This is a genomic window from Streptomyces changchenzhani, assembly GCF_039766235.1.
Taxonomy (GTDB): Bacteria; Actinomycetota; Actinomycetes; order Streptomycetales; family Streptomycetaceae; genus Streptomyces.
In genome coordinates this window covers 175,918-189,724 of record NZ_JBDHNH010000009.1, presented here as the reverse complement: position 1 = coordinate 189,724, position 13,807 = coordinate 175,918, and the positions used below count along the sequence as shown (strand labels likewise).

Genomic DNA, 13,807 nt, shown 5'->3' with positions numbered 1-13,807 from the left:
GAGACAGAAGCTTCCCGCGCAGACGAGTTGAGGGACGGGGCCCGGCCCGCTCGGCCGGGCCCCTCGGCCCGCTACTCCTTCGGCTTCTCGGAGTCCATGCCGGGGCGCGACTTCTTCCACTCGCCGCGGGTGAAGTCCGGGATCTGCTGCGGCATCCCCTTCGCCTTGATCGACAAGTGGCTGAGCGGTACGGGCGCCGTCCACGTCGCCGCGTCGTACACGTCGAAGTCCGGGACCAGCCCCAGCTGCATGCACTGCATCGTCCGGTAGACCATCATGTAGTCCATGCCACCGTGGCCACCGGGCGGGTTGGCGTGCTCCTTCCAGAGCCAGTGGTCGAAGTCGGCGGCGTACTTCGAGAAGTCACCCCACTCGTCGTCCTGGTGGTCGGGCTCAAGGTAGATCCGCTCGGGGTAGTCCTCGAAGACGCCGCGCGTACCGCCCAGACTGTTGATCCTGCTGTACGGGTGCGGGGTCGAGACATCGTGCTCAAGCCGGATCACCCGGCCCTTGGCCGTCTGGACGAGGCTGATCGTACGGTCGCTCTCTATGTACGACTCCTTGAAGCTCGGGTCGCCCGGCGGCATGTGCTCCGCGCGGTACTGGGCGAGACCGAGCGCGGGGGAGCCGACGCTGGTGATGCTCACGGCGCGGTCACCGCGGTTGAGGTCCATGTAGTTGGCGACCGGGCCGAAGCCGTGGTTGGGGTAGAGGTCACCGCGCAGCCGGGTGTGCCACAACCGGCGCCAGGGGCCTTCGTAGTAGTCCGGGTCGAACATCAGGCCGCGCAGATCGTGGTTGTACGCGCCCGCACCGTGCAGCAGATCACCGAACTTGCCCGCGTGGGCCATGCGCAGGACGCGCATCTCGTTCTTGCCGTAACAGCAGTTCTCCAGCTGCATGCAGTGGCGCCGGGTGCGCTCGGAGAGGTCAACGAGCTCCCAGAGCTGGTCCAGTTGGAGCGCGACCGGACACTCCACGCCGACGTGCTTGCCGTTCAGCATGGCCGTCTTCGCCATGTCGAAGTGGAAGTCCCAGGGCGTCGCGACGTACACGAAGTCGATGTCGCCGCGCTTGCATAGATTCTTGTAGTCGTCCTCGCCCTTGGTGTAGACGGCGGGCGCGGGCTGCCCGGCCTTGACGACCTTCGCGGACGCCGCCTCGGTCTTCGTCTTCACCGGATCGCAGATCGCGACGACCTTCACTCCCGGCACCGCCAGGAAGAGGTCGATCATGCTGCCGCCGCGGTTGCCCAGGCCGATGATGCCGACCCGGACAGTGCTGCGCCGTTCGAAGGGGACACCGGCCATGGTGCGGCCCTTGCGCTGGGGCGCGGCGGCCTCCGCTCCCGCTTCGGCTGCCGCAGCCGCCACGGCCGGCTCCGCCGCCGACGCGCTGCCTGCCGTACCGAGCGCGCCGAGTCCGATTCCGGCGCCTGCCGCGCCCGCGGTCCACAGGACCGAGCGTCGGCTCGGCGGGATGTGGTCGCTGCCTTCGTTGCTGTCGCTGCTGTCGCTGCTGTCGCTGCCGTCGTGCTGCGGGGTCTGCGGTGCTGCGTCGTTCATCGAGCCTCCAGGGGAACTGGCGGTGCGCTGCTGGGACGTGAACATCGGTGAGTGACGTGTAATTCGGTGGCAGACGTGCAATTCGGTGATGTGAAATTCGTGGCGTGAACCTCGGTAAGGACCCTGGTAGTTGTGGCTGCTGATGCGCAAGAGGGGCAATTGGACTCTTGGAACGGGCTCATGGACTCTCGTCGCCGGACCGCGACGCGCCGGGTGCCCGTGACGTCCACGTCACGGGCACCCGGCGGCGTATTGAACGGGAGCATGCCCCGGGCTCCACTCAGCAGCTGCGCTCCGGCATCCCGTCGACCAGCGTGGACATCAGCCCGCCGAGCACCTCGCGCTGTGCGGCGGTCAATGGGGCAAGGATCTCCTCCGCGGCGTCGCGGCGTGCGCTGCGCAACGACCCGAGAGTGGTCCGGCCGGTGTCGGTGAGCTCGATCCGCACCACCCGGCGGTTGGTGGGATCGGGCACCCGGCGCACCCGGCCGCTCGCCTCCAGGCCGTCGACCAGGGTGGTCACGGCGCGCGGAACGACGTCAAGACGCCGGGCGAGATCAGCCATCCGCGGCGACTCGTCGTGATGCTGGTAGTGGTTCGAAACGGTGCGCAGCAGCCGGGACTGCGCGGGGGTGATGCCGATCGGCTCCATCTGCCGGCGCTGAATGCGATGGAGTCTGCGCGTCAGCCGCAGCAGCTGCTCGGCCAGCAGGCCGTCGGCGTCGGACGTGACGTCGGAGGTGCTCATACTGGGAACAATATCAGGACCTTGTGCATTGTGAGTATAGGTAACAATGAGCTATGCTCCTGAAATCCCGTTTTCTCACCCTGAAGGAGCCCATGAACCCCGATCGATCCTCCTGGACGCCCCCAGCCCGAGACCCCGCGCAGCCGGAAAAGCCCGCGCAGGTGCGTCGTATCCTCCGGCTCTTCCGCCCCTACCGCGGCCGACTGCTGATCGTCGGCGTGCTCGTCGCGGCCTCGTCGCTCGTCGCCGTCGCCTCGCCGTTCCTGCTCCGCGAGATCCTCGACACCGCGATACCGCAGGGCCGCACCGGGCTGCTCAGCCTGCTCGCCCTCGGCATGATCCTGACGGCCGTGGTGACGAGTGTCTTCGGCGTGCTGCAGACCCTGATCTCCACGACGGTCGGCCAGCGCGTCATGCACGACCTGCGCACCGCCGTCTACACCCAGCTCCAGCGGATGCCGCTGGCCTTCTTCACCAGGACCCGCACCGGCGAGGTGCAGTCCCGCATCGCCAATGACATCGGCGGCATGCAGGCGACGGTGACCTCCACCGCGACCTCCCTGGTCTCCAATCTGACCGCGGTCCTGGCCTCGGTCGTCGCCATGCTGGCCCTCGACTGGCGGCTGACCGTCGTCTCGCTGCTCCTGCTGCCGGTATTCGTCTGGATCAGCCGCCGGGTCGGCCGCGAGCGCAAGAGGATCACGACGCAGCGGCAGAAGCAGATGGCATCGATGGCCGCGACGGTCACCGAGTCACTGTCCGTCAGCGGCATCCTGCTCGGCCGCACCATGGGCCGCTCCGACTCGCTCACCAAGGCCTTCGCCGAGGAGTCCGAGCGGCTCGTCGACCTCGAAGTGCGCTCCAACATGGCCGGGCGCTGGCGGATGTCCACCATCGGCATCGTCATGGCTGCCATGCCCGCCGTCATCTACTGGGCCGCGGGTCTGACCATGCAGTCCGGTGGGGCCGCCGTTTCCCTCGGCACGCTCGTCGCCTTCGTCACGCTCCAGCAGGGCCTCTTCCGGCCCGCCGTGAGCCTGCTCTCGACCGGTGTGCAGATGCAGACTTCGCTCGCGCTCTTCCAGCGGATCTTCGAGTACCTGGACCTCCCGGTGGACATCACCGAGGCCGAGAAGCCGATCCGGCTGGAGAAGATCCGTGGCGAAGTGCACTTCGACGGCGTCGACTTCGCCTACGACGAGAAGAACGGCGACACGCTGAGCGGCATCGACGTCACGGTGCCCGCGGGCACCAGTCTCGCCGTCGTGGGGCCCACCGGATCCGGCAAAAGCACCCTGAGCTACCTGGTGCCCAGGCTGTACGACGTGACCGGCGGCCGGGTCACTCTCGACGGCATCGACGTGCGCGACCTGGACTTCGACACCCTCGCCCGCGCGGTGGGCGTGGTCTCCCAGGAGACCTACCTCTTCCACTCCTCGGTCGCCGAGAATCTGCGCTTCGCCAAGCCGGACGCGACCGACGACGAGCTGCGCGCGGCGGCCGAGGCGGCCCAGATCCACGACCACATCGCCTCGCTGCCCGACGGGTACGACACCCTGGTCGGCGAGCGGGGATACCGGTTCTCCGGCGGCGAGAAGCAACGCCTGGCCATTGCCAGGACCATCCTGCGCGACCCGCCCGTCCTCATCCTCGACGAGGCGACGAGCGCCCTCGACACCCGTACGGAACACGCCGTGCAGCAGGCCATCGACGCGCTTTCGGCCGGCCGTACGACCATCACCATCGCGCACCGCCTGTCCACCATCAGGGACGCCGACCAGATCGTCGTCCTCGACGGCGGTCGGACCGCCGAGCGCGGCAGCCACCAGGAGCTGCTGGAGAAGGACGGCCGGTACGCCGGCCTGGTCCGCAGGGACACCGAGCTGGCCCCCGTCGCGTCCTGAGGGGGGAGCCGCACCCCGCCGCTCCCCTGGGACGGGGGAGCGACGGCGCCGGAGAGCGTGGGTTTTCCTTGTGCTTCGTTCATCCGGGACTGCGCAATAGCGGTCTGCAGCCTGTCACTTGCTCACCGTAAGCATCAGGCGCGGCAGGGAGGTTGAGCAACGAGAACGACCACGGCCACGCGTTCGAGCGAACATCCGACCCCCTGTTCGTGTGTTCCCCGTTTTCGTGTCGGCGTTCCCAGCTCCCGGAAACGGCGCATCGCGCGGGTTAGCGTGCCCCATGAAGAACGAATCTCTGCCAAAACCGCCCAAACATAAGCCCCGTCTGACGCGCCGCGGCCGGCTGCTGCTGGTGGGCTCGACGGTCGTGGTGGCGGCCGCCGTCCTGGTGCCGCTGCTGCTGCTCGGAAACGACGAGGGGCGCTCGCAGAGCCTGCTGGTTCCCGAGGGGTGGCGAGCCCCGCAGGTGTACGCCGCGGTTGACGAGGCGCTGGAAGCCGCATCCGGCACCACCGAGAAGGCCGTCGCGAAGGCGGCGCTGAAGCTGCCGGGCGAGGCCGGGGCCAATCCGGAGGGGTTCCTCTTCCCGGCGACCTATCCGGTCGACGAGAAGACGACGCCCGCGAGTCTGCTCTCGTTCATGGTCAATACCGCCGACAAGAAGTTCGGCACGGCGCCCACGGTCTACCGGACCGTCACCATCGCCAGCATCGTGCAGGCCGAGGCCGACACCCCCGAGGACATGGGGAAGGTGGCAAGGGTCGTCGACAACCGACTGCTCCGCGGCATGCCGTTGCAGATGGACTCGACCCTGAACTACGCGCTCAATCGAAGCACCCTCGACATCACCCACGAGGACACCAGGATCAATCACCCGTACAACACCTACGAGCGCACCGGTCTGCCGCCGACCCCGATCGGCAACCCCGGGCAGGAGGCGATGGACGCGGTGCGCAATCCGCCGGCCGGGAACTGGCTGTACTTCGTCACCGTCGCCCCGGGGGACACCCGCTTCACCGACAACTACGCCGAGCAGCAGAAGAACGTGCAGGAGTTCAACAGGAACCGCAGCGGTGGCAGCGCCTGACGGTCAATCGGCCACCGCCGCTGCCGCCATGGGCGGCGCAGCCGCCGGCTCGGGCAGGCGCTCCAGCAGCCGGGTGATCGCACGCACGGCCGCCCGTCCCGCCCGGTTGGCGCCTATGGTGCTGGCTGAAGGTCCGTAACCGACCAGATGGACCCGCTCGTCGCGCCACGCGCGCGTGCCGTCCACACGGATGCCGCCGCCCGGCTCGCGCAGCTTCAGCGGCGCCAGGTGGTCGATCACGGGGCGGAACCCGGTGGCCCAGAGGATCACGTCCGCCTCGACCGTGCGCCCGTCGTCCCAGGCCACGCCCTTGGGCGTGATCCGGTCGAACATCGGCAGCCGGTCCAGGGTGCCGTCCGCGCGGGCCCGCGCGACGGCCTCGGTGACGGGCAGGCGGGTCCAGGGCGATTGACAAATATGCGGTACCCTTGAGGGAGCGTGGTACGGCTCGATGCCGACCGCAGGCCACAGGGGGAGACACAGTGACCAGGACACGGCGGGTCTTGCTGGCAGAGCGCATCTCTGACGCCAAGGGGGAGCGTTCGGAGTCCATTGACGCCCAGGACTTGAAGTTGCGCACCAGGGCCGTGCAAGAGGGCAACGTGACCATCGTTGATGCGGCTGTAGACATGTCCGTCTCAGGTGACGTTGACATGATCGATAGGCCAAGCCTTGGGAAGTGGCTCACGCCGGAAGGGCTCGAACAGTGGGATGAGATTTGGGTAACGACACAGGACCGGTTGAGCCGGAGTGACGTTCACTTCATGGCTTTTGTGTTCAAGGTCATTGAGTGGTCAAAGGTCGTAGTGGTCCTGGATGACCCACAGTTCAATGAGCAGATGCACACCAGCGAAGGAAGGCTCATCCTTCACGCTAAGGCTCTTGGACCGGCTAAGGAACTTGAGCGAATCAAAGTGAGAGTGCAAGAATCCCACGACCGGCGACGCTTCACCAATCGTTGGCATGGAGGGTTCCCCTCGTTTGGCTACCGCCCTCTCAATATATTCATTGACGGGCAGCCTGCGGCATTCCTGGAACTCGATGAGGACATGGTCAATGTCCTGCGAGAGATGCGCAAGCAGATCATCGGCGGCCAATCGTTCCTGGGTGTAGCTAAGTATCTCAACTCCACAGGCATCCTTACTGCAAGGGACAGGGCCCGTCTCCGTAAGGGGAAGCCAGTCAAGAGCAAGGGCGTGGAGGGCGTTCAAGAGAAGTGGTCAGAGACAACCGTTAGGAACGTCCTGATTAGCGACTCCACCCAAGGTTTGAAGAAGCACAAGACAGAAACCGTCTACGGCATGGATGGGCATCCTGTCCGCCTGGCTGAGCCTGTATTCACCGAAGATGAATGGGATTCCCTGCAAGCAGCCGTGGCGCGTAGGAGGATGACCACCGTTCGAAGGGTGAACGGAACGAACCCAATGTACGGCGTGACGTTCTGTGCGGAGTGTGACGCCAAGGCGGTACAGAAGGAGTCAAGGCGTAATGACAAATGCTACCGGTACTACAGGTGCGGGGCATTCCCCAAGGAAGACCGTTGCCGGAACATCGTCATGCGTGCGGAGCAAGTAGATGAGTTCGTAGAGATTGCCTTCCTTCAGAAGTTCGGCAAAGTCCGAGTGACTAAGAGGGTGTGGTCTCCTGGCTCTGACACCACAAAGGAACTCACAGAAGTGACACGGCGCATGGAGCGCTTGCGAAAGCAGGATGAGGAAGGGGACTGGGACGACGACCAGGAGGGCTACCGGTTCCGCATGAATCAGTACAAGGCCCGTAGGAAGGCTCTTGAGGCCATGCCTGTGGTCCTGTCCGGATGGTTGGAGGAGGACCAAGGGATGACCTTTGCGGAACTCTGGCCCACTCTGGACTTGGATGGTAAGAGGAAGCAACTCATCTCATCAGGTTTTAAGGTCATGGTGGGGAACAAGACGTTTGCCATTACCCCGACCCCGGATAACTACGAGGAGAGGAAGGTCAAGGCGGACGCTCTGTCTCCAGAAGAAGTGAACCGGGTAAATGCGTTCCATGCGGCCAGGCTAAGCAATCCATTTAGCTGAGGGAAGGAGAGAGCACCCTCAGGTGCCCGATGCAGGGATTCCAGGGTGTGTGTTGACACCTGGGGCCAAGATCCATACCCGACAACGCGAATATTGCCGATGCCGCATAGACGGCCAGGGGATGACCCCGTACCGTCGTCCTCACAGCCTCAACCGAGGCCCGAGACAGGGGGTTTCAGCGTGGTGCGTGAGGAACTGACTCGACTCACCGGGAACGGCAACGGCGAGTGCAATCAGAACGACTGCCCCAACGTCTACCGGACCGCTGGCGGCTCCATCGTCGTGCAAGGCGATGTATCCCATGTATTCCAGCCTCCGAAGGGTGAGGCCCTGGTAGAGATCCCGGAAGCGATTCTCAGGGAGGCGATCCGTGCTCTTGGATGGTGAAGCTTGGCAGGCAAAGTTTCGGGACTTCCAGACCGAGGCATGGCGACTTGAAACGCTGCCTGAGTACAAAGTCCCGCAGGAAGAGCATGAGATACGGTCCTTTCTCGCAGGGGAACGTATCGATCCTCACACGCACTCGAATGAGTACACCGAAGATCTCAAGAGGGTGAGCAGCCAAGGGAAGAGTAAGGGCCGCGCACGCATCGTCACTCGCCCTCTGTCCACATATCTCAGGTATGAATTCATGTATTATCGCCCTCACGTCTGGGCTGGCGAAGATATCCGAATCATGGACGTAACTAACCGGGAAAATTCCCTGGCTGGTGTTCAAGATTTCTGGATGTTCGACAAAAAGGAAGTCGTCCTCATGCACTATGAGGCAGACGGAACACAGATCGGCCGAGAGGTCTACGAGGGTGACGTAACACCCTTCATCGAATACCAGCGCATCGCACTGGCGGAATCAGTGCCATTTGAGGAGTACGTGAAGGGTCTTGACGTTTGAGCCGGAGGAGCTAGGCCAATTTAAAGCTGACTTGGCCGACACTCTCAAAATGCTCCGTAAGCGGGCCGGGTTCACACAGACCCGGCTCGCTCATCGCTGCAATATGTCACAAACAAAGATCAGCAATATTGAAGGAGCAAGACTCACGCCCAGTCTTGTTGACGTTGAACTGATTTTGAGAGCCTTGGATGCACCGCCGGAACTCGTGTCGCAGGTTGCTGCTCTAGCGCGTACGGCTAATACCGAATGGCAAGATGTATGGTCGCAGCGCCGTACCGGTCTCGAAAAGAAGCAGAATGAGCTAGCTGGTTTCGAGCAATCATCTACAGATTTTAGATACTTCCTGCTATCCATGGTGACCGGGCTGCTTGCGACGCCGGATTACGTCAGAGCAAGTCTCGCCCATATTCCTGGTGACCACAGTAAAGCCATTGCGAAGAAGCTGGAGCGGCAGGCAGCCCTTTACGACACATCAAAACGCTTTACCTTTATCCTGACGGAGCAAGCCGTGAGATGGCCGTTTCTTCCTTCGGCAGCCATGGCCGTACAGGTCGACCGGCTCGTATCGATCAGCCTATTGCCAAATATTAAACTCGGGATCATTCCCTTGGCAGGTCATATGCCGGTTGGCCCATTGAACACTTTCACCATCTATGACAGTCGAATAGCCACGGTGGAGACTCAAACAGGGGCAATGGTATTCAGGGATCATCGGGACGTATCTGCTTACCTGAATGAGTTCGCGGTCTACGAAAGTCATGCCCTATTTGGGGAGCAGTGCAGAGAAGGACTAGCTGAGTGGGCGGACTGTTTCCGCTCATGATCTTTAACCGACAACACAAATAAGGCTAGGTCCACACCCAGTTACACCCGATCATGGGTTGATCAGGAAACTGGGAGGACAGATGACAAGAGCGCAGAGGCCCCAGGGCTACGGACTCACGGAACTTCCTCCGGACCCTAAGCCGGTACCGGGATGCCGCACTTGTCTCGGCATCTGCGTACAGCGTGCGAATTACCGTTCGACAGGTGGCTACAGTGCTGTATCCGATGCGAATATTGAGTTGCGCCAGCATCAGGCCGAGGCACACAAGTCATGAGCCTTGAGGAGGGTCCTGGACTCTTGGCAGACTCTCCATCGATGACCCTGCGCGTCTCTCACGACTCGGGGCGTACATGGGAGCCAGAGCGGGCTGTGTTCGCCACTGATGACCTTGACTTGCTGGGTACGGCTGCATGGCCTCCCTGCGAGTGTCCACGCTGCATCAAGGGCATCACACTCTGAAACCCTGTATGGCGTCGAAGGAGTGCCCCCTTCGGCGGGGGGCCTACTGCAAGCAGTAAGGGGTACTGCCCAGGAGCAAGGAAGGCCCCGGCTCTAGTGGCCGGGGCCTCTCTTCGTACAGGGGTAGATGCACAACCTACCTACTCACTCACTTAACTCACTCAGAGGGCACCCCTTCGGGGGGTGCCTACTGGTACCAGGAATCAAGGAAGTGGGGTTGGTATATAACCAACCCCACATTAAATAAGTACCTGTCCTATCCAGGAAGGCAGGACACGGCCTAGGAGAACTGAGATGCAGGTCACACAACCTGGGAAAGGCGCAAAGTTCAGGGGAATTGCAGAGAGCCGAGGCGAGGTGAACCGCAGGGCCGAGAGGGGCCCGGTGGAAGCCTTGGAGGGCCTAGTGGGCACGGAAGGGCGGCGAAGAGGCGTCAGGGCTTCCAGGGAGCCCCTGCGGCTCCATAACCCGTACAGGATGGAAGGAAGGTGCTCCTGCGGTTCACAGTGGAAAGGTCGGTAGGTGTTACCCCAGGTGATACATGTGATGTGGCCCCTGACATGGAGGGGCGGAGGGTGTGACGCTGCATCAGATGAGAATGATTGCCGGTAGGGGTGATCGACGCCCAGGACTCATGATCATCACCGGGGAGGGGAGTGTCCCCGCCCTGGCCACGGTGACGGAGCGCCATCAAGGCAGGTCAGTGAGAGGTGTTGTCAATGAGCAGTGACCCGTAGGCCGGTCACCGACACGACGCTCTGGGGCGGCAGCCCGCGCCGTACCCGCTCGTCCACGAGTGCGACCGCCGCGCGCCCCTGGTCCTCGCCGAACGGTCCTTCGCGGAAGAGCGGCGGGCGCCGCGTCACCCAGGTGGTCTCCGCGGCGGTCCCTGCCACCTCCAACAGATGCTGTACGCCGGAGGTCCCGCCGCCCACGACGATCACGCGCTGCCCGGCGAACTCCTGCGGCCCCGGGTAGTTCGCCGTGTGCAACTGCCGTCCGCGGAACGTCTCCTGGCCCGGGTAGCGGGGCCAGAAGGGGCGGTCCCAGGTGCCCGTCGCGTTGATCACGGCGCGCGCCGACCACACGCCCATGGACGTCTCGACGAGCAGCCGCCCGTTCTCGCCCGCGCGCACGGCCGCCACATCCACCGGCCGGCGCACCCGCAGCCCGAAGGTCTGCTCGTACGTCTCGAAGTACTCGCCGATGACTTCGGACGAGGGACGGTTCTCGTCGGCGCCGGTCAGCTCCATCCCGGGCAGCGCGTGCATTCCGTGCACCTTCCCGTACGTCAGGGACGGCCACCGGAACTGCCAGGCGCCTCCCGCACGCGGCGCGTGGTCGAGCACCACGAAGTCCCGGTCCGGATCCAGGCCGGAGCGCCGCAGATGGTAGGCGCTGGACAGCCCGGCCTGCCCGGCGCCGATCACGACCACGTCCACGTCCGCAACCACGCCCACGTCCACGTCCGCAACCACGTCCACGATCACGTCCGCGACTCGCGCCCCGATGTTGTTCACGCTTCTACTAACAGCGTCGGTCCGGTGGATCTTCCCGCCGCCAGGTACTTTCCGGCGATGTGGGTACGGTGCCGGAATGACCACCGTCGAATACGTGTACCGGGTGGACGCACCCGCCGGAAGCGTCGGCTGGCGTCCGCTGGGCGAGCGCTACCGGGGCACCGTGATGACCGACACCCTGCCCGAGGATGCCGAGTTCGTCGCCGCGGGGGTGGTGCGCGACCTTGCGACGGAGTGGGACCACAGCGGCACAGGTATCCACCACGTCCGTATCTGCGTGTGGCGCGACACGGAGGGCGTGGGGCCCGAGGACGCGGAATGCACGGTGGAGGTGCAGCCCGACCTGGATCAGCTCCCCGACGCGTGACTCGGGGTGCCGCGGCGGGGCCAGGCACGGCACCGCCCCGGGCCGATGAGCCCCTGCCCGCGCCCGTACGGCCTACCGCCCTCCGCCGAGCAGCAACGGCGCCCCGCCGGGCGCCGATGCCGGCCGCCCGTTCGCCGCGGGCACCCCGCTCAGCGGTGAGGTGAGCGTGCGCGGCAGCAGCCCGCGCCGCGCCAGCTCCGGGGTGACGCCCTCACCGAACCAGTACGCCTCCTCCAGATGGGGGTAGCCGGACAGGACAAAGTGCTCGACGCCCAGGGCGTGGTACTCCTCGATCCGGTCGGCGACGTCCCCGTGGCTGCCCACCAGTGCCGTGCCCGCCCCACCGCGCACCAGGCCGACCCCCGCCCACAGATTCGGCGAGATCTCCAGGCCCTCCCGCGAACCTCCGTGCAGCGCCAGCATCCGCTGCTGGCCCACCGACTCGCTCTTGCCCAGCGCCTGCTGGGCCGCCGCGATCGTGGCCGGGTCCAGGTCGCCGAGCAGCCGGTCCGCGGTCGCCCAGGCCTCGCGGGCGGAGTCCCGCGAGATGGAGTGCAGCCGGATACCGAAGCGGACCGTACGACCCCGCTCCTCGGCGAGCCCACGTATCCAGTCGATCTTCTCCTTCACCTGTGCGGGCGGTTCGCCCCAGGTCAGATACACATCGGCGTGCTCCGCCGCGACCGGCCCCGCGGCGGCCGACGAACCGCCGAAGAAAATCTCCGGCAGCGGGTCCGGCGGCAGCGCGGTCAGACCGCCCTCCACCTGATAGTGCTCACCGTCGAAGTCGTACGACACCCCGCCCCACGCCCCACGTACCACCTTGAGGAATTCGGCCGTCCTGGCATAGCGGCGGTCGTGGTCCAGATGGTCGCCGAAGCGCCGCTGCTCGGTGGAGTCCCCGCCCGTCACCACATTGAGCAGCAGTCGCCCCCGGGTGATGCGCTGGTACGTCGCGGCCATCTGCGCGGCGAGTACGGGCGAGATCACCCCGGGCCTGAACGCCACCAGGAACTTCAGCCGCTCGGTGTGCTGGGCCAGCGCGACCGTGGTCAGCCAGGCGTCCTCGCACCACGTGCCGGTCGGCGTCAGCACCGCCTCGAAACCGAGCTGTTCGGCCGCCTTGGCGATCTGGGCCAGATATTCGATGTCGGGCGCGCGCACGCCGCTCACCGGGGTGATCTTGGATCGCTTGATGCCGCCGTCGGTGTAGGCGTGCCGGTCGACGAGGGTCCTGCCGTCACCGCCGGTGGGAAGGAACCAGTGCAGGTGGACGGTCATCAGGAGGTGGCCTTTCCGTAACGGCGCGGAGCGGTGGTGGACGCCGGGAGATCGCGGTTGAAGCGGGTGTCGACGTAGTCCTTGAAGGCGAACCGGCGTGGAATCAGCTTCAGTTCGGCGAAGGTGTCGGCGATGCGCTGCTCGGAGGCGATGGCGCCGCTGTCCACGGCGACCGGCACACGCGTGGCGTTGGTGCGCTTCACGGAGTCCAGCGCCACCTCGTACGGCAGCCCGGTCTCCTTCGCCCAGACCTTCGCCCACTCCTCGGGGTGCTCGAAGACCCACGCCTGCGCCCGGTTGAGGCGGAGCAGATAGTCGCCGACGGCCCGGGACTTCTCCTTGTCCTTCAGCGCGGTGGGCGAGGCGACCTGGAAGCTCAGGCCGTTGACGACGCCCTCGCCATTGGTCAGCACGCGCGCCTTCGCGCTGCTCAGGACCTGTGAGGTGTACGGGTCCCAGATCGCCCAGGCGTCGACCTTGCCGCGGCTGAACGCGGCCAGTGCGTCGGCCGGCTGGAGGTATTTGAGCTGCACGTCCTTGATGGTGAGCCCGGCCTTCTTCAGCGAGGCGATCAGCAGGTAGTGCGCGGAGCTGCCCTGAGCGACTGCCACCGATTTGCCCTTGAGTTCGGCGGGCTTCTTCAGCGGGGAGTTCTCGGGGACCACGATGGTCTCGCCCGCGGAGGAGCCGTGCGAGGCGCCCACCACCGTGATCTTCGAGTCGGAGCCCGCCGCGAAGACCGGCGGGGTGTTGCCGACGCCGCCGATGTCCACGGCCTTGGCGTTGACGGCTTCGAGCAGCGGCGGGCCGGAGGCGAAGGTGGACCACTTGATCTTGTAGTCCAGGTCGTCGAGTTCACCGGCGGCCCGCAGGATGGCCTCCGAACCGCCCTTCTGGTCACCGACGTTGAGCGTGGTGCTGCCGGATCCGTCCGTGCCGTCGCCGGGCCCGCCCGAGGTGTTCGCGGAGGACGCCCCGCCGCACGCGGTCAGCAGCAGGGAGAGGGGGAGGAGCAGGACGGGCAGGAGGGTGTGCCGTTTCATGGCTGATCGGGTTCTCTCTGTGGTGGAGCCGGGGGTGGGGTGAGCGGGGGTGGGG

General features: G+C 65.2%; 11 protein-coding genes and 2 pseudogenes. 7 read left to right on the top strand and 6 right to left on the bottom strand.

Going from position 1 to position 13,807, the window contains the following annotated elements:
• Nucleotides 1-71: 71 nt before the first annotated feature.
• Entirely contained in the window at nucleotides 72-1,565 is a 1,494-nt protein-coding gene (locus tag ABCR94_RS27185) for a Gfo/Idh/MocA family protein (protein ID WP_347122667.1), read from the bottom strand.
• A 280-nt stretch (nucleotides 1,566-1,845) separates the two neighbouring features.
• Nucleotides 1,846-2,313, bottom strand: coding sequence for a MarR family winged helix-turn-helix transcriptional regulator (locus tag ABCR94_RS27180; RefSeq protein WP_347122666.1), 468 nt, complete (start codon nucleotides 2,311-2,313; stop codon nucleotides 1,846-1,848).
• Nucleotides 2,314-2,405: 92 nt separating this feature from the next.
• Between ABCR94_RS27180 and ABCR94_RS27175 the strand changes: the two genes are divergently transcribed.
• Nucleotides 2,406-4,217 carry an ABC transporter ATP-binding protein gene (locus ABCR94_RS27175; RefSeq protein WP_347122665.1) on the top strand — a complete coding sequence of 604 codons (1,812 nt, stop codon included), beginning with the start codon at nucleotides 2,406-2,408 and terminating at the stop codon, nucleotides 4,215-4,217.
• A 280-nt stretch (nucleotides 4,218-4,497) separates the two neighbouring features.
• Nucleotides 4,498-5,304: an endolytic transglycosylase MltG gene (mltG, locus tag ABCR94_RS27170; RefSeq protein WP_347122664.1), complete on the top strand. Its 807-nt coding sequence runs from the start codon at nucleotides 4,498-4,500 to the stop codon at nucleotides 5,302-5,304.
• Nucleotides 5,305-5,307: 3 nt separating this feature from the next.
• Here the strand turns inward: mltG and ABCR94_RS27165 are convergent.
• Nucleotides 5,308-5,703: pseudogene (locus ABCR94_RS27165) on the bottom strand (pyridine nucleotide-disulfide oxidoreductase); the annotation flags it as partial.
• 83 nt (nucleotides 5,704-5,786) lie between these two features.
• Here ABCR94_RS27165 and ABCR94_RS27160 point away from each other — a divergent pair.
• The 4 genes from ABCR94_RS27160 to ABCR94_RS27145 all read left to right on the top strand — a co-directional run bounded on the left by ABCR94_RS27160 (nucleotide 5,787) and on the right by ABCR94_RS27145 (nucleotide 9,079).
• Nucleotides 5,787-7,364, top strand: a complete 1,578-nt coding sequence (locus ABCR94_RS27160; RefSeq protein WP_347122663.1) for a recombinase family protein — start codon at nucleotides 5,787-5,789, stop codon at nucleotides 7,362-7,364.
• Nucleotides 7,365-7,544: 180 nt separating this feature from the next.
• On the top strand, nucleotides 7,545-7,751 hold the full coding sequence (locus ABCR94_RS27155) for a hypothetical protein (protein WP_347122662.1): 207 nt from the start codon (nucleotides 7,545-7,547) through the stop codon (nucleotides 7,749-7,751).
• Nucleotides 7,735-8,256, top strand: a complete 522-nt coding sequence (locus ABCR94_RS27150) for a DUF6879 family protein (protein WP_347122661.1) — start codon at nucleotides 7,735-7,737, stop codon at nucleotides 8,254-8,256. Before ABCR94_RS27155 ends, ABCR94_RS27150 begins: the two co-directional genes overlap by 17 nt.
• Nucleotides 8,246-9,079, top strand: coding sequence for a helix-turn-helix domain-containing protein (locus ABCR94_RS27145; protein ID WP_347122660.1), 834 nt, complete (start codon nucleotides 8,246-8,248; stop codon nucleotides 9,077-9,079). Before ABCR94_RS27150 ends, ABCR94_RS27145 begins: the two co-directional genes overlap by 11 nt.
• 1,196 nt (nucleotides 9,080-10,275) lie before the next feature.
• Here the strand turns inward: ABCR94_RS27145 and ABCR94_RS27140 are convergent.
• Nucleotides 10,276-10,983 (bottom strand): annotated as a pseudogene (locus ABCR94_RS27140) (NAD(P)-binding domain-containing protein); the annotation flags it as partial.
• Nucleotides 10,984-11,137: 154 nt separating this feature from the next.
• Here ABCR94_RS27140 and ABCR94_RS27135 point away from each other — a divergent pair.
• On the top strand, nucleotides 11,138-11,428 hold the full coding sequence (locus ABCR94_RS27135) for a hypothetical protein (RefSeq protein ID WP_347122659.1): 291 nt from the start codon (nucleotides 11,138-11,140) through the stop codon (nucleotides 11,426-11,428).
• A 72-nt stretch (nucleotides 11,429-11,500) separates the two neighbouring features.
• Here the strand turns inward: ABCR94_RS27135 and ABCR94_RS27130 are convergent, their stop codons facing one another.
• Nucleotides 11,501-12,709 (bottom strand): LLM class flavin-dependent oxidoreductase, encoded by a 1,209-nt coding sequence (locus ABCR94_RS27130; RefSeq protein WP_347122658.1) that lies wholly within the window; start codon nucleotides 12,707-12,709, stop codon nucleotides 11,501-11,503.
• The gene (locus ABCR94_RS27125; RefSeq protein WP_347122657.1) at nucleotides 12,709-13,752 is read right to left on the bottom strand and encodes an ABC transporter substrate-binding protein; all 1,044 of its coding nucleotides are present in this window, start codon (nucleotides 13,750-13,752) and stop codon (nucleotides 12,709-12,711) included. Before ABCR94_RS27125 ends, ABCR94_RS27130 begins: the two co-directional genes overlap by 1 nt.
• Nucleotides 13,753-13,807: the final 55 nt, after the last annotated feature.